The sequence below is a fragment of the Pseudomonas sp. WS 5146 genome (assembly GCF_012985495.1).
In the GTDB taxonomy this organism is placed as follows: Bacteria; Pseudomonadota; Gammaproteobacteria; order Pseudomonadales; family Pseudomonadaceae; genus Aquipseudomonas; species Aquipseudomonas edaphica.
This window is the reverse complement of sequence record NZ_JAAQWL010000003.1, coordinates 251,125-266,230: the sequence shown is the minus strand read 5'-3', so window position 1 is coordinate 266,230 and position 15,106 is coordinate 251,125. Positions and strand designations below refer to the sequence as shown.

The window sequence follows — 15,106 nt, the reverse complement described above, 5'->3', positions numbered from 1 at the left end:
ATCTCGACTTTCAGAAAGATAGTGACGTCACTTACCGCTGATTTATTTTATTTTTACTACGGCGCCATAATCATTTAAATAGGAATAGGCCAACTCACCATTTGTCCCTTTTTGCACGTCAACACGCTCTTCAGAGAAAGGTGCAACCATGATGCTTTTAAGCTCATGGGCGCCGATGGAAATGTTGGTTAAGTTAATAAAATAGGGCGTTGGATTTTTAAACACGACCTTATCCGCGGCTCGCTCAGCTTCAATACGCAGCGCTGCATCACGGGACCCGTTCACCAGCGCTGCCGGGCGGTAAAATAATTTTATGCGACTGACCACCGCCAGCTGCAAAGTGCTTTGGCCCTTTTGCATGGCCACCTTGCTCTTTGAAGGAATCGACTTCACATTCACCAGGAACAGGGTTTCTCGGTCTTCGGCCAGTGCCGCGCCTGTATACATCAGGCGCAGGGTATTTTCGGATTTTCTTTTGATTTTGAATAACGGCGGAGTCATCAAGAAATCTGCCGCGATCTTGCCGTCGGGCGTCTCGATCCAGGATTGAATCAAATAGGCATTGTCAGCGTCTGTATTACTGACCGACATAGAGACTTCAGCTCGGTCGGAGGGGTAAATAACCCGTGTTGTTCCAACGCCTACGCCGCCCGCATACGTAGCCGTAGAAACAGCACACGACAATAAGAACACCCACGCGCCTAATCGCTTCTTATAAGCACAGACAATACTCAAGACTTACTCCTTGTTCAGTTTCGAATCACTTACTGATAAATCAGCGTAAAATCAGCATAGGCGTTGACAGCACCAGGCGTGATAAACAGTTGGGTCATTCTGTATTTGGCTGAGAATCGCAGAGTATTCACGCCATTATTCAGAGAAACAAAATGAGCAGGCGGAATATTAATGGGTTGTAATTGATTGCGCTCATCAAATATCGCGACCCCGACACCTTCCGCCGCACCAGGGCCAGGCGTAACAGCAAGCACCTGTAAATCCTGAGTGTCTACAACCCCTGTGAATGCAACAGCAACGGATTCACTGACGTTACTGGAACATCCATCCAACTGAATACTAAATGGAACCGCCGCGGCATCGCTGCCGACGCCTGAAAATTGGTTACTTCTCACATCGCCCAACTGCACAATTTTGTCGGTATTACTCAGGCTGACCAGGCAGCCGCCATTCAATACCTGCGCAACCACTGTTACTCGCCCACCAGGAAAAAGGGCATGGACATGCGGCGCAATCACCTCATCGGGTTTAGCGACTGATGCGCGGGCGCTCGAATAAACCGACAGCTGAATAAACCCAAGAAAGATGGCTCCCCATACAGAACACCTGCGGACATTCAAGTTCGCGCACTCCTTGCTTCAACGATAGGTGCCGAGTTACAAAATGCCGCTCGGGACACTTTATAACTCGAAGTATTCACTATTAGAAATAGTTCATATTAAAGTTAACAATCGCACTGGCATCGCCCGGCGTTACACCGCCTGCCGCGACCAGCGAGACAAAACCAACTTGAAACATCAGTGTGTTCTTGCCCGGAATCAAATTAGTTGCCGCGCTCTTAGTTGTATTGTCAGCCACAACAGGGTTACCACTGGAATCAAAGATCTGCAAAGCAACACCATTTGAAGAGCCTGGCCCCTCACCGGCAACGATCGCTGTTTTATCAGCCACCAGGCCATTCGTATTAGTGGTATCAATAGTGGCATCGAAACTGACGGCTGCCTGGGCGGAAACAGTCGGGTTACAATCTTCCAGCACGATACTGAATGGAACGCGTGCTGCGGACTGTGTACCTATGCCCAAGTCGATTGCAGCCGTTCGAATCTGCCCCATTTCTACTGTAATACTGGTCGTGTTCACAGCACAAGCAGCATCCACCACCCTGCCATTGAATTGAATCTGCCCACCGACAACTTCTGTTGGAGAAGTAGTACTAGTCGCAGCCGTCGCCCCCCCACAGGACAATGCAAATGCAACGCCACAAAGAGCCAGAACTGTCTTATTCATTACATTACTTCCATTGATTTGTAGGCTGCAGTCGCGTCTTTAACGTCCAGCATGCCGGCATTGCTGGAACATTGAGTGCAACACATCCATTACGTACGTTAAGGGTTGCTCAGAGCCCCCCAGCCATCGGTTCACTGCATCCATTCCGACCGCCTCAAACTGACAGCGAAGGCCATCACGCACAAATCAATCAGGGTGATTTCACAAGAATTCATTGAGGGTACGACCCACTTTCAAAGGGGGTCGACGTTACCGCCAGCGCGGGTGTGAGCGATATGAAAGAACTAGCCACACATGCCCACCAGGGCACGTGTGGATGTTCAGAGGGGGATCATCACAGCCAGGCTCAGTGTTCGGCACCAAAACAACGGAGCGCTTCCAGCTCTTTCAAATAAAAACACTGGCTGCCGGTACGCGCCGCTATTTTATAAAAGCTCAGCCTGGAAAATTCATTGGAATAATAAGCGTAGTTAAAAGCAATGTCCCGATCCACGCTAATGGTATCTTTAATCCACTCACCGCCGCGTTCTTGGTTGGTCACATAACGGGCGCCCCCCAAAAAACTGCCTACTTGAGTGAGGGAAAAGTCCTGACTTTTTTTATTGATTTCTTCAAAGTCATGTAACTTGTAGCCATGAGACTGTAAGCGCAGACTGGTGTCATAGACCGCGCCACCACTCATAATCAATATGCCTGACGCAAAGAATGTGCCTTGCAACATTTGTCTGTTTGACTGCGCCGAATAGGCGATATGCAAAAACACTAATACACTAGCGACCGCACACAAGGTGATTGTCCAGCGAGCATTGGGTGCTTTCAATTGATGCACCTATTCAGTTGTTCATCCGTCAATTGGGAGAGCCTTGACTTATGAACGGTAATAAACTGCACTGACTTGCCTTGGTCAATGCACACAATTTCATAAAACCCATGCATTTTATTGAAGATAACGGTTTCTGGGTTCTTGACGAAGGTGAGCAGACGATCGCGTAACGGCTGCACATCGGTCTGCAATTGGAGCAGTTCTTGTGGGCTTTCCGATATGTACTGAACGTCCAGCTCACCCAGTGTTTCACTGGCGCTGTACATGCCCTGCTGCAACCACAACGACCAGTCGATACGCCAGGCCAACGTCACCGCCAACACCACGACTAACGCTGCAAGCAGGTGGTTGGTAAACCGTGAAAGGCGGTGGAACGAATAGGACACTTGGGTTTGTTCAGGCAGCACTGCGTCATCAGCACTGTCCGTCATTACGCCGCATGCCTGCTCAGCGCCTTTGCTAGCGCTGAACTCATCGCGATCTTCGTCCAGATGAGCCGAGTTGAAACGATACCCGCGTCGGGGAACGGTCTGAATGATGGTCCGTTGCTCATCATCACCCAGCAGTTCGCGGATATTGGAGATTGCCTGGTTAAGGCTGTTTTGCCCAACCACCCTGCCCGGCCATCCAAAGGCGAACATCTCCTCACGATCGACGATCAGGTCCGCCCGGGAAATCAACAATTCAAGGAGCCTGCTTGAGCTGTAGCTCAACTCAAGTCGGGTGATAGTGCGTCCATCACTTACCAGCAAAAGATGCTGGCTGGGGGTAAATTGCGCATAGCGCGAAGTGTCATGAAGTTTGAGTGTCACCTGCTGATGCCCCACCGACGGTGGAGTATTGCTACCAGCGCTTTCAATGGGTTGCATTACCGTTATTACCCCGCACCCGCCTACGACATCCTGGATAGATTGCGAATACACCTAGGCAACCGGCGGCACGCTTAATGAGCGAGAGTATAGACAATTTTAGACACATTCAAACGGGCCGGACGCCCGATATTTCTGACTACTGGTAGTTGATCGTAAAGGTCACGGTGGCATTCGCCGGACCGCTTTGCGCCACTGCGTTGGCTTGTTTGATGTAACGCGCCTTGAGACGGATAAGATAACTCCCTCCTTCGTTCGACTGCAGTGAGAGACCACTGTCAAGCGAGGTGGACAGCTTGATCGGTTGAGCATTCTCTTGAGCGATTTGCACGCCAATGCCTTGCGCAGCTTTCACGGCACCCTGCAGGCCAGGCGTGAGACTCAAGATCCCCTCTTCATTGGACACAGCCGGTTGGGTGGGGTCGATTCTGAACGCCACTTTGTTGGGGTTTAACACCACACCAGGTTCACCACCCACCGCACCTGCCGAGTAATAGCCGTGAAATCCCGGACACTGATTGAGTGCGATGCCAAAGTCCTGCCACGGGGTGTAGCCGAGGTGCTCGAACTCACTGATTGGATGCCTTCCCAGATTGACCTGAACATGGGGCGTCCGGCAGGTTTGTGACGCGACTCTGAGCAGGCCAGAGAGTCGCACTTTGCGCACCGGCAGCTGCTGCCCCCGGATGTCATAGCCGATAAGCACAGTGGGCAATGTTGCACTAGAAATAGCCCCCGCTTCTACGTTGGCGCTGACTTTTATAAACGACAGCGTGAATTTATCCAGACCCTGATTGCGCAAAACACACCCTTCCGATCCAGGGCAGTTGGCGCTCCTTGCGATGGATGGGAAGGGGCGATTATCTGCGTCCAGAATTTGCACGCCGATACCTGCAAGATTGGTCGGGTAAACGCTGCCCCCCGCGCGCGTTTGATAGCCGGGAATCGCTGCAGCGGGGGTCTCCACGCTACGCCTGACACTGATGTCATCTACCCCCGGGGCGCAGCGAATCGCGGGATTGCCTGCAAGATTGAACACTTGCCGGTAGACCTCGGTTCCCACTGCAATGTCGCGCCCAACGGTAATCTGAACGGCACGCAACGCCAGGGTCGATTGGATCAACCCGCTCCTCTCCACCAATTCACAAGAGGCCATGGCGGTGCCGGACGCCAGTGCAACGCCCCATGCCAATGCATATTGAATACCGATAGGGGTGAACATGTTCCCTCTCCTCAGGCCAGAACGGATTAGTGTTGGATGGGTGTACATACGCCGTCTTGTGACTGTAAACCTCGCCCTTTGTCGTCTGACGCCGGGAGCATCAGCAGGCACTGCTGACTGGCCTGCCGCCCCCAACTGACCCGTACCTGATCCACGCCTTCTGGCACCCGCGCATAGAGCTGCCCGCCCTGGCCAACCATGCCCAATGGCTGTCCAGCGGGAAGGCTCACGTTCGCACCGAAAGGCAGAGGGCTGCCATCGACCAAATGCACGTTAAGTAACAGCGCCCTGCCCGTGTTGGTCGCGAAATCAACCGCCAACACGGCGCCAGCGGTTGGCGCAACTTTGCGGCTGGACTCAGCCAAATCAACCCCCCTGGATGCACCGCGAGGGTCGATGCCCACTTCGTTGAGTTCATAAGGACGCAGGTAAGGCACCACCGCATTACCCTGCCCATCCAGCCTGACTCCCGGGTAGCCCAGGACTTCTGCACCCTGCGCCCCAGTTGCACTGACCACTGCGATGGTGTCGCTACGAAACGGGCTGAGCGTAATCCCCTTCGGGTGGGCTACCAGGCTGCCACCCATGCTCAGCCCCAGAGCGGCGTAACCGTCACCCTGACTCAACGATCCGCTCATAGCAGTTTTTGTCCCTTGGTACTGGCCATTCCATGAAGTACCCGTCGCACCGCTTGCACCGTCACGTTGGACACCCACACTGTAACTGTATTGATTATTCTCTCCGGCACTGCTGCTCAGGTATAAGTCTTCGCTGAGTTTGCCTTGTGCATCGCGCCCCAAGCGCGCCGACAACTGGGAATAACCGCGCTTTGCGCCGAACTCCAAGGGAAAATTGACAGTCAGCAGGTAGCTGGTGTCCATCGGCCCCAATGCCAGGCGACTACGGTTGGCATTTAGACTCAGGCCCACACGTCCCACCTGGGTGCTGTAGCTGAGCTGATACTGCAAGTCATTCCCGGCAGCGTTCCAGTAGCGCTGGGAAGACGCACTGACACCCAGTTGCCCCCAGTTTCCAACACGCTGATTGGCGCTCAGAATCACGCGATTGCTCACAAGCGAAAGTCCAGAGCCACCGGACAGAGCACTCTGTTGAAGCTCTAGGCGCTGCGCGGCATCGTTCAGGTCCCGTGCGCCCGTCGCCGAGTACCAATAAGACGCCGCAGTGAAATAGCTACCGGTGGCGAGCATATTTTTGCTGTACAGCAGGCGCAAGGTCCTGCCGTCCTCTGTACCACTGGAAAATCGGGTTTTTGAGTGCGTAAGGTCTACCGCCAGTGCCCCCACCGGCGTATTCATGGCTACCCCAGCCAATAATGCATTGTACGAGTCGCTGACTTGTAAGCCGCCTTCGCCCGTAAACAGGTTGTTCAGGCCATGTTGAAAGGTGGCCTGGACGAAGCTAGGCGGATGATCAAGGTACTGGTTACGCAATTGCCCCGCCGTCAGGCTGTAACGCGAAACGCCGGGGCGCAGCAACTGGCTGACTGACGCGTAGGGTACGGTAAAGCGTTGCTCGCTGCCGTCGGCTTCAATGACGGTTACGTTCAGATCACTGCCATATCCACTGGCGTAAAGATCATCGATCACAAACGCGCCAGGCGCCACCAGGGTCTCCAGCAAAACGTTGCCTCCCTGGCGCACGACTACTCGGGCGCTGGTGCGGGCAATACCACGAATCACTGGCGCATACCCGCGCAACGATTGCGGCAGCATTCGATCGTCCGTGGCTATTTGCGCTCCCCGATAGATCACGCTGTCAAATATCTCGCCCGTGGTATTGGCTTCGCCCAGGGTTAGTTGGCTTTTAAGTGCCACCAAATCACGCTGCAGATAAGTGCTCAGGTCCTGATACGTTGACCCGCTCGAGGGCTGCCAACTTACTGAGCCGTTATGGCGGGCACGCCAATTGCCAAGGTTCAATCCGGCATCAAAGTTGAGGTAAGCCGAGTCCTCGGCGTCGCCCTTGAGGTTGCGAGTGGCGTTGAGGCTATAGCCAAACGTCGCCGCGGTCGCGCCACGACTCCACAACTCAGGGTTGACATACCCTCTGGCGTCACGGCGCATCGCCACCTGAGGAACATAAACACGTAAAGCCAAGGCCTGCGAGTCGAATGCCACGCTGCTGCCGTTGACGGTATCCGGCAATACCAGGCACGTTGGGTGGTCTGATAAGGCTCCACTTAGCGCGTGCGAATCGACCCCCAATTCATCCAGCAGCACCGTTGTGAAACAGGGCACTACATCGCTCCCCAGCGCGGAAAAAAGAATGCTTTTTCGGCCAATGGACTGATCGTTGACGAACACGTCCACCCGGTACGCTCCCGGTAAAACGACACTTCCCTTTTCAAAAGGCGTCAGATCCAAATGCTCCGAACCCTCAGGCAGGAACGCACTGTTAAAACGTACTTCAGCTGCCTGGGCCCCCTGCAAAGGCTGAATGACCGCCGTGAACATCCAGACAACGATCGGCCTGGGCAAACGTGAGGCACTCAGATACCGAGCTAATTCGGCCCAGGAATAAAAAAGGATCTTCATGGATTACTCGTCTGCGCTGTACGCGCCAATAGCGTCTAAGGCGCCAGTGGCCGTTTGATCACCACATCTGCGCCATAATCATTGATAGCGCTGAGTTCCACTTGGGCCTGAGGCCCTGGCAAATGCTTTAGCGCAGGCAAGACAAAAGCTTGGGTAGCCTCCGGCGCAATCATTTCGCTGCCCCCCGCAAACCGTTGTTCACCGTCCACTAACACCACGCTGGTCACGGTTATATGAAAACCAGTCGGGTTATGCCCCACCAATGCAATACCACCTGCCTGGCGAGCAACCCGCCATTGAACTCGCTCAATGGCGTCCGATGCGTCACCCGTTAGCGTTTGGGGCCGGTAGAAAATCTTGATTCGCGAACGGAAGGCCATCTGCAATATGTTGACCGGTGTACCGGTCTCTGGTGGGGTGGCGGGCACTTCAAGCAGGTTGAAGTAATAAACCGACTCTTTATCCTGTGGCACGCTCGCGCCGGTGAACATCATCCTCACGCTCTGACCTTTATTGGGGTCCATACGAAAAACAGGAGGGGATAACACAAAAGGCGCGGTTGAATGGGTTGGACTTGACGCCGGGTCGCCGCTGTCAACCCAGGTTTGCACTAATACCGGCAACTCACCGTTATTTTTCAGCGTCACGGTAATTTCTGTTTCGTGTGCGGGGTAGATCAGACGCGTGCCGCTAATCACAACACTGGCCATTGCTTGGCAACAGGCCATTAACATCATTGCTGCCACTACACCTTGGCGTATCAACGTGAAGTAAGCCATAAAGTCCCTTGTCTGGCTGCCCGGCTCCTCCCGCTATTGTCTTGATGGGCAAAGATAACGAGAGAAGCCAGGACGCTATTGCTTATTGGTAGTTGATGGAATACATCACGGCACCCGCGAACGTACCCGCTGTTGGCGCTGCATTGGTCGTCACATATTGAACGGTATAGGCCATTGAGGCATTGCCACTTGCAATTGGCGTGAGGCCCGATGTCAGCTGATTGGAACTGCCAATGGCCACTTGAACATTGTTGGAATCGTTGATTTGCAGCGCGATACCCGTTGCAGCACTAGAGCCGGGCGCAGTGTTAGCCACTGTACCGTTCACAGTAACACCCGGGCCGCCTTGAAAAAAAACAGACGCATTCGACGCCGTTCCTGCACAAGCAGTCAGCGCAAAATTAAGTGCAGTACTCCCTTTGGTCAGGCCCACTGCATTCATCCCTGCGGTCGAGACCGTCGGCAAAATAACACTAGGTGACGAACCATTGTTATTAACATTAATGGTGCACGTTTCAGCAGTAATTGCACCCGTAAAATTGATAGTGCCGTCACTGGCAGCGGCATTAGCGAACTGAACAGACGATGCAACCATCAACAACGATACAGCGATTATTTGACGTTTCATTTTAAGAACTTCCTTGGTTAAACTTAAAAATCAGGTGCAGCACAACATAAAGAGCCCTTCGCACTTCCTATTGCGCGACACAATCAGTCAATCATGTTATACGACATTCGAACAACTCAAAAAACAACATTCACACTTCAATTCACCACCCGATCAACGCCCTCCTCCAACGCGTAGGGTATAACCTCCATCTCTTAAAATCACTTCAAGTTACTACCCACTTCTTCATTGGTAGCTGATTGAATACGTTACATTCGTCGAAAATGGGCCGGAACCTACCGCATCGCTATTAACAACATACTGAGCGGTGTATCCCATCAGACCGCCAAAGGTGGTGGCTGGCTGATTTAACTGAGAGGGGTCTCCTATCAGAATGGGGTTCATCGAAGCATCGTATAACTTTAGCGCGACGCCCGTGGCCCCATGGACAGTGATGGTGTTTCCCAGTGTGCCGTCCGAATTGACATGCGGCCCACCTTGGAAAAATACCTTCGCCTTAGTAGCAGTACTTCCCGAACAACTTGTCAGTTTAAACGTAAAACCAGTACCCCCCTTGGTGCTGCCTTCTGCAACCATACCTGTCCGACTCACCTTGGGTAGCGCTATGTTTGATGTACTACCCACCGTATTGTTGACAGAAATGGTGCATGTCTCCGCCACCAAACTACCACCAAACAGAATTTGGCCATCACCTGCAATCGCTACAGCAGCGAAGGCAGTCTGGGCAGACATTACGAGCAGCGATACCAGGCCACCCGTCACTGCCCATGCATTGCATCTATACATCATTATTCATTCACCCCTCTACGATACGAACGGCGGCGTTTTGCCGAGTCATGTAGCCACCTCCGTTAAAGCAACCCTAGTCCCAATTCGGCGCTTCACAAATCAAGAATAATGAATCACAGCTTTTCACACATAAATCCATCTTGATGGTCTGCCAGGCCTTGAGCACGAAGGAGCGCCAGGCGATCAAATCAACTTATTGCGAACCGCTAACGCGTTTAATTGCGCCATTGACTGCAGCTGGATTTTTTCGAAAATATTGGTTTTATGAACACTGATAGAGCGACTGCCAATTTTCATTTCTTCAGCAATCTTTTGATTGGTCAATCCTGCTGCCAGGCGCTGAAACACCATCAGCTCGCGATCCGTCAGCGTTGCAATTAAGCCCGCATCACTATCAAAAGATCGCTCGCGGGTCTTTATGGGGGAATGAATAAAGTCGAAATAACCGTAACCCGAACGTATGGCTCGAAGAATAAACGCGACTCCCCCCATATCACCACACGCTTTTAGCAGTACGCTTGCCCCGGCTCGCCTGTAGCGCGCTGAAAAATGGAAGGGATTTTGTTCTGTCAGGACAATTATTTTCAACCCCCGGTCCTCCTCACGCATCTGCCTGATCAGATGGATGCCCTCGATATCGAACGCAGGAATATCCAGCACTGCAATTTCAGGGCGTTTAATTCGTGCTACTTCAACAACCTTCACCGAGCACGGCGTATTAATCAATACGCTGACAGACGCTTGCTCCAAAACAGCGGCTATCCTATCTCTCCTTTCAGAGTGCCCGCTCAGTGCAACAGCTGTAATTTCTTCCATCGTTCATTCCGCCTGTCACAGACGCTTGCCGCTGATGTCAGTCAAGCCAACTATAAAATTCACACCAGAATAATCGAAAACATGAGCGCTCAAATCTAAAAAACTCTATTTTTAGCTAAATCATGGTAAAGATGCTCGACAGCCTGACTCACGGCTTACGGCATGCTCTCGGCCGATAATTAAATTGGTTTTTCATTGTTTTTGATTTAAGTTTCAGCTCGTTCACGTGGATCATGTGCAGGCGACCACCACCACAGAGCAATGCGCATGGATATCATAAATTTGAATGTCGGTAACACCTGTCACTTGGGCTGCGAGACTAAACTGCGAGTTCTAGCCACTCGAGGTAATAGTGTTCAGTTAGGGTTCGAGGCGCCGAAAGATGTGCATATTTATCGCTCAGAACTCATATTCTCGCCAGATAAGCGAAAAGTCCAGACAGGTAAAGCACGGGCGATTCCTGATATTGGGGCACACTTCGACGCGAGTAAAAGATTAGATGATTAATCGTGCGAAACAACCGTCTGTCAGAGCACAGCTTGTCATCCGGTCGAATGCATACTTTTGATAACTCATGACGTAGACCGAGGGAACGCATACCCTGAGTGTTTAACGATCGGGCACCGTGACGTGGCGGCGAACCGAGAAACAGTGGTAGGTAGCGGGTCATTCCGTCAACCAATTCTGCGCTGGCATTGATCCTTCGCCCATACTGGCGCAGGACCTTGGCCAGTTTCTTGTCGTCATTGCTTTTGTCCTTTCGCCGAATGGCGCGCGACACCTCGTCGAAAAACGACGCGCTCAGTTTCTCCTGGCCGGTCCACTCCCAAGGGTTGTACTCGATGACTTCAAGCTGTGGCGTGGCGATTAACTCCTGCATGGCCAGATTCTTGATCGAACTCTTGCCGCTGCCTTATAGCCCCGTCAGGGTAATCACCCGGCTCTCTTGGTTTTTCCAACCGACAATCGCCGCCGCGAGGGTTTTAGCAAAAGCTGATCGCCTCAGCAGATCCCGCTCGGCAGCCTTGATCGGCCGGTCATTAGCGAAACCCAATTCATCCATCTAACATTCCTTGCGTTGTGTCATTCCCAACCGTTTAAGCTAGAGTGCCGTAAGCTGAATATATAGCCTGGCGTGCTTACTTCGCTGGCTTGGGCTCGGGCTGTTTCCTCGCGCGTGTCTTGCGCTCGCTTACCGGTGGTGAGCGCAGTTGCACTAACTGCTGCTCCAGCGTGTCGCCACGCGCCTGCTGTGCTGCGGCGTTCTGCAGTGCTTGACCCAGCGCGGCCTGCGCACCATTCTCATTTGAAGGTTTTCGAGTATCGGCTGTGTACCTCTGCCATCCCAGGGCCGGGATGGCAGGAGCAATTTCTCTAACCTGCTTCGACTGCCTTAAGGACCTTGTAGATCTCGGAAATCACCTGCCCCGTCGCCTGTTCAATCGCCCCTTCATTACGGCACAAAACCCAGCCCTGATCACCCGCCGCTCGCAAAAACGCCTGGGTACACTCGACATGCTCCTGCAGCGTATGGATCAACGTACTGCCCATCCCGCGCCGTCGTTGCGCGGCCCTCGACCATGAAATCTCGGGGTCGGTGATAACGCCCACATGCAGGTCTGGCACTCGTACGTGTCGGTCCAGGTTTAACTGCAATATGTCGGCGAACGGGACTGTCCGGCGAAACGCGGCATCTGAGGGGTACCAACGGTCTATCAGGATAATGCTGTCGGCTGGCTGTTTAGTCAGCACGTGCCGGGAAATCCAGAGCCGACTATCCGCAAAGCGCTCACACACTCTCCACTCCGAATCATCGGTAGGGTTTCTGGCGTGTGCGTTGACCAGGGCCATGGTTTCGGCCCTGTAGGGATCGCTTTTTCTCTCGCAAAGACGGATCACCTTTTTGTTGTCTGCCCGCAGTGCTTGGGTAACGGCTTCCAACAGCGTGGTTTTACCCGTGCCTTTTGGCCCATCCAGGGAAACAAATAATGGACGATTCATGCTTCACGTAATGATGGATAAGTGATGAGCACCTTAACGTAGTTTGAAGCCGATGACGCTTGTCGATGCTATGGCTCACGCAGCAAAAAAGACGTGCCCCATGCCAACGGCTCCAACCCCAGGTGCACCGCCAGGCTCTGGCCGATATCGGCAAAGCTGGCTCGCTCGCCCAACCACCCCGCCGCCACGCCTGCACCATAAGCCAGTACGGGCACATGCTCACGGGTATGGTCGCTGCCCGGGCGCGAGGGGTCGCAGCCGTGGTCGGCGCTGATGATCAACAATGTCTGCGAGTCCATCAACGCCAGTAATTCCGTCAGCCTGCGGTCGAAGGCTTCCAGCGCGGCAGCGTAGCCGGCCAGGTCTCGGCGGTGTCCGTAGAGCATGTCGAAGTCGACGAAGTTGGCAAACACCAGGCTGTTGTCAGGTGCTTCCCGGTAGGCCTTGAGCGTGGCGTCGAACAGCGCGTCGTTGCCATCGGCCTTGTACAACCGGCTGATGCCTCGGTGAGCGAAAATATCGCCAATCTTGCCCACCGCGTGCACGGTGCCGCCGGCGTCGCAGAGGCGATCAAGCAGCGTCGCTGACGGTGGCGGCACGGTGTAGTCGCGGCGATTGCCGGTGCGCCGGAACTGGCCCGCGTGCTCCCCGGTGAACGGTCGGGCAATGACCCTGCCGACCGTGTATTCATCACACAAGGTGCGCGCGATTTCACACACTCGGTACAGCGCTTCAAGGCCGAAATGGCTTTCATGGGCGGCGATCTGCATCACGCTGTCGGCCGAGGTGTAGCAAATCGGCTGCTGGCTGCGGATGTGTAATTCACCCAAATCGTCCAGCACCGTGGTGCCCGAGGCATGGCAATTGCCCAGGATGCCCGGCAACCCTGCCCGCTCGATCAGGTCGGCCAGCAGTTGGGGTGGAAAGGACTCGGTCGGCTGCTCGAAATAACCCCAGTCAAACAACACTGGCACGCCCATCATTTCCCAATGCCCGGACGGCGTGTCCTTGCCGGATGATTGCTCGCGCGCATGGCCAAAGGCGCCGATCGGTGTCGCGTCGCCCCAGTTGCCTGGCAGCGGGCCATTGCCACTGGCCGCCGCTGCGGCGCCCAATCCCAGCTGGCCCAGGTTCGGCAGGTTCAAAGGTCCCCGGCGCAATGGCCCATCGGCCTCACCACGGGCACAGGCTTCGGCGATATGGCGCAAGGTGTCGGCGCCGGTATCGCCAAACAGCGCGGCGTCGGCACTCGCGCCGATGCCCAATGAGTCCAGCACTAATACGATGGCCTTGCTCATAGGATTGCCTGGATCAATTCGCGCGCGGCCAGGCGTTCACCGCCCAGCCGATACGCTGCGCGCAAGGCGGATGCGCCCTGCCCGGCCTGCTCTTGGGTGCGCGCGTGAACCCAGCCCAGGGGCCGTTTTGCATTCACCTGTTCGCCGACGAAGGCCAACTCGCTGAAGCCCACGGACAGGTCCAGCACGTCGTCCGGATGGCTGCGTCCACCGCCCAATGTCACCACCGCCAACCCCACGGCGCGGGTGTCGATCTCGGTGACACAGCCCTCCTCCTCGGCCCACACCGGCACCGACACGACCGCCTTGGGTAAATGTTCATCGGGTTTGTCGGTAAAACCCTGCGGGCCGCCCAGCGCAACAACCATCTGCTCAAATCGCTGCAAGGCCGCGCCGCTCTGCCAGGCTTGAAGCAATTGATCACGGGCCTGAGCCTCGTCCCTCGCCAGGCCGGCCATCGTCAGTGCCTGTGTGGCCAGCGCCAACGTCACTGCCCACAGGCGTTCACTGCGCACCTCGCCTTTGAGCAAAGCGACCGCTTCAGCCACTTCCAGGGCATTGCCGGCACTGCGGGCCAGCGGCTGGTCCATGTCGGTGATCAGGGCACGGGTGTTGACTCCGGCACCGTTGGCCACCGCAACGATGCTGGCGGCGAGTGCTCGCGCCTGCTCAGGCTCAGCCATAAAGGCGCCGTTGCCAGTCTTCACATCCATGATCAATACATCGAGGCCGGCGGCGAGTTTCTTGCCGAGGATCGACGCGGTGATCAGGTCTATCGACTCCACGGAACCGGTGACATCGCGGATCACATACAAACGCTTGTCCGCGGGTGCCAGGTTGGCGGTCTGGCCGATGATCGCGCAGCCGACTTCAGCCACCACCGCGCGCAGGCGTTCGGTGCTGGGTTGGCAGTCGTAGCCGGGGATGCTTTCGAGCTTGTCCAGGGTGCCGCCGGTATGCCCCAGGCCGCGCCCGGAGATCATCGGCACGTAACAGCCACAGGCCGCCAGCAAGGGCGCGAGCAACAAGCTGATCATGTCGCCGACGCCGCCAGTGGAATGCTTGTCGACTATCGGCCCCGGCAGCTCCCACTTCAGTATTTGGCCGGAATCGCGCATTGCCTCGGTCAAGGCGATGCGTTCGCTCACGTCCATGCCCTTGATGAACACCGCCATGGCGAACGCCGCCACTTGCCCATCGCTGAGGCTACCGTCGGCAATGCCGGCGACAAACCGTTGAATGTCGATAGCGGCCAGGGCATGCCCGTCGCGCTTACGGCGAATCACTTCTTGTGGCAACCACAT

Annotated in this window: 16 protein-coding genes and 1 pseudogene; 1 reads left to right on the top strand and 16 read right to left on the bottom strand. The window is 54.8% G+C overall.

Annotated features, from left to right (window positions below):
* Nucleotides 1-42 precede the first annotated feature (42 nt).
* The 11 genes from HBO41_RS10040 to HBO41_RS09990 all read right to left on the bottom strand — a co-directional run bounded on the left by HBO41_RS10040 (nt 43) and on the right by HBO41_RS09990 (nt 10,503).
* Nucleotides 43-735, bottom strand: coding sequence for a molecular chaperone (locus tag HBO41_RS10040; protein WP_161905777.1), 693 nt, complete (start codon nt 733-735; stop codon nt 43-45).
* 29 nt (nt 736-764) lie between these two features.
* Nucleotides 765-1,355, bottom strand: coding sequence for a fimbrial protein (locus tag HBO41_RS10035; protein WP_169986019.1), 591 nt, complete (start codon nt 1,353-1,355; stop codon nt 765-767).
* Between the two features lie 82 nt (nt 1,356-1,437).
* Nucleotides 1,438-2,022 carry a fimbrial protein gene (locus tag HBO41_RS10030; RefSeq protein ID WP_169986017.1) on the bottom strand — a complete coding sequence of 195 codons (585 nt, stop codon included), beginning with the start codon at nt 2,020-2,022 and terminating at the stop codon, nt 1,438-1,440.
* A gap of 346 nt (nt 2,023-2,368) precedes the next feature.
* Nucleotides 2,369-2,842 carry a hypothetical protein gene (locus HBO41_RS10025; protein WP_161905780.1) on the bottom strand — a complete coding sequence of 158 codons (474 nt, stop codon included), beginning with the start codon at nt 2,840-2,842 and terminating at the stop codon, nt 2,369-2,371.
* Nucleotides 2,839-3,714, bottom strand: a complete 876-nt coding sequence (locus HBO41_RS10020) for a winged helix-turn-helix domain-containing protein (protein ID WP_161905781.1) — start codon at nt 3,712-3,714, stop codon at nt 2,839-2,841. Before HBO41_RS10020 ends, HBO41_RS10025 begins: the two co-directional genes overlap by 4 nt.
* A 139-nt stretch (nt 3,715-3,853) precedes the next feature.
* The gene (locus HBO41_RS10015) at nt 3,854-4,936 is read right to left on the bottom strand and encodes a fimbrial protein (protein WP_161905782.1); all 1,083 of its coding nucleotides are present in this window, start codon (nt 4,934-4,936) and stop codon (nt 3,854-3,856) included.
* A gap of 26 nt (nt 4,937-4,962) precedes the next feature.
* The gene (locus tag HBO41_RS10010; RefSeq protein ID WP_244972954.1) at nt 4,963-7,491 is read right to left on the bottom strand and encodes a fimbria/pilus outer membrane usher protein; all 2,529 of its coding nucleotides are present in this window, start codon (nt 7,489-7,491) and stop codon (nt 4,963-4,965) included.
* Nucleotides 7,492-7,526: 35 nt separating this feature from the next.
* Complete coding sequence (locus HBO41_RS10005; protein WP_161905783.1) at nt 7,527-8,270, bottom strand: molecular chaperone; 744 nt, start codon at nt 8,268-8,270, stop codon at nt 7,527-7,529.
* Nucleotides 8,271-8,352: 82 nt separating this feature from the next.
* Nucleotides 8,353-8,898: a fimbrial protein gene (locus HBO41_RS10000; RefSeq protein WP_169986015.1), complete on the bottom strand. Its 546-nt coding sequence runs from the start codon at nt 8,896-8,898 to the stop codon at nt 8,353-8,355.
* A 225-nt stretch (nt 8,899-9,123) separates the two neighbouring features.
* Entirely contained in the window at nt 9,124-9,630 is a 507-nt protein-coding gene (locus HBO41_RS09995; protein WP_161905785.1) for a fimbrial protein, read from the bottom strand.
* Between the two features lie 240 nt (nt 9,631-9,870).
* Complete coding sequence (locus tag HBO41_RS09990) at nt 9,871-10,503, bottom strand: response regulator transcription factor (protein WP_169986013.1); 633 nt, start codon at nt 10,501-10,503, stop codon at nt 9,871-9,873.
* 261 nt (nt 10,504-10,764) lie between these two features.
* On the opposite strand from HBO41_RS09990, the gene HBO41_RS29805 reads away from it, so the two are divergent.
* Nucleotides 10,765-11,010, top strand: coding sequence for a carbon storage regulator (locus HBO41_RS29805; protein WP_407073958.1), 246 nt, complete (start codon nt 10,765-10,767; stop codon nt 11,008-11,010).
* On the opposite strand, the pseudogene HBO41_RS29395 reads toward HBO41_RS29805, so the two are convergent.
* The 5 genes and pseudogenes from HBO41_RS29395 to deoA form a co-directional block, all read right to left on the bottom strand.
* Nucleotides 10,910-11,404 (bottom strand): annotated as a pseudogene (locus HBO41_RS29395) (hypothetical protein); the annotation flags it as partial. The gene HBO41_RS29805 and the pseudogene HBO41_RS29395 overlap by 101 nt on opposite strands.
* A 12-nt stretch (nt 11,405-11,416) precedes the next feature.
* On the bottom strand, nt 11,417-11,566 hold the full coding sequence (locus tag HBO41_RS29390; RefSeq protein WP_177033032.1) for a hypothetical protein: 150 nt from the start codon (nt 11,564-11,566) through the stop codon (nt 11,417-11,419).
* 311 nt (nt 11,567-11,877) lie between these two features.
* On the bottom strand, nt 11,878-12,504 hold the full coding sequence (locus HBO41_RS09975) for a dTMP kinase (protein WP_169986009.1): 627 nt from the start codon (nt 12,502-12,504) through the stop codon (nt 11,878-11,880).
* Nucleotides 12,505-12,572: 68 nt separating this feature from the next.
* Nucleotides 12,573-13,802: a phosphopentomutase gene (locus HBO41_RS09970; RefSeq protein ID WP_138454250.1), complete on the bottom strand. Its 1,230-nt coding sequence runs from the start codon at nt 13,800-13,802 to the stop codon at nt 12,573-12,575.
* Nucleotides 13,799-15,106 carry a thymidine phosphorylase gene (gene deoA, locus HBO41_RS09965; protein ID WP_099549764.1) on the bottom strand — a complete coding sequence of 436 codons (1,308 nt, stop codon included), beginning with the start codon at nt 15,104-15,106 and terminating at the stop codon, nt 13,799-13,801. Before deoA ends, HBO41_RS09970 begins: the two co-directional genes overlap by 4 nt.

Coding starts and splice junctions, on each gene's coding strand:
- HBO41_RS09970 (WP_138454250.1), bottom strand. CDS start 13,802: ATGAGCAAGGCCATCGTATTAGTGCTGGACTCATTGGGCATCGGCGCG.
- HBO41_RS10005 (WP_161905783.1), bottom strand. CDS start 8,270: ATGGCTTACTTCACGTTGATACGCCAAGGTGTAGTGGCAGCAATGATG.
- HBO41_RS09975 (WP_169986009.1), bottom strand. CDS start 12,504: ATGAATCGTCCATTATTTGTTTCCCTGGATGGGCCAAAAGGCACGGGT.
- deoA (WP_099549764.1), bottom strand. CDS start 15,106: ATGTGGTTGCCACAAGAAGTGATTCGCCGTAAGCGCGACGGGCATGCC.
- HBO41_RS09990 (WP_169986013.1), bottom strand. CDS start 10,503: ATGGAAGAAATTACAGCTGTTGCACTGAGCGGGCACTCTGAAAGGAGA.
- HBO41_RS29390 (WP_177033032.1), bottom strand. CDS start 11,566: ATGGATGAATTGGGTTTCGCTAATGACCGGCCGATCAAGGCTGCCGAG.
- HBO41_RS10010 (WP_244972954.1), bottom strand. CDS start 7,491: ATGAAGATCCTTTTTTATTCCTGGGCCGAATTAGCTCGGTATCTGAGT.
- HBO41_RS10020 (WP_161905781.1), bottom strand. CDS start 3,714: ATGCAACCCATTGAAAGCGCTGGTAGCAATACTCCACCGTCGGTGGGG.
- HBO41_RS10000 (WP_169986015.1), bottom strand. CDS start 8,898: ATGAAACGTCAAATAATCGCTGTATCGTTGTTGATGGTTGCATCGTCT.
- HBO41_RS10015 (WP_161905782.1), bottom strand. CDS start 4,936: ATGTTCACCCCTATCGGTATTCAATATGCATTGGCATGGGGCGTTGCA.
- HBO41_RS09995 (WP_161905785.1), bottom strand. CDS start 9,630: ATGTCTGCCCAGACTGCCTTCGCTGCTGTAGCGATTGCAGGTGATGGC.
- HBO41_RS29805 (WP_407073958.1), top strand. CDS start 10,765: ATGCGCATGGATATCATAAATTTGAATGTCGGTAACACCTGTCACTTG.
- HBO41_RS10030 (WP_169986017.1), bottom strand. CDS start 2,022: ATGAATAAGACAGTTCTGGCTCTTTGTGGCGTTGCATTTGCATTGTCC.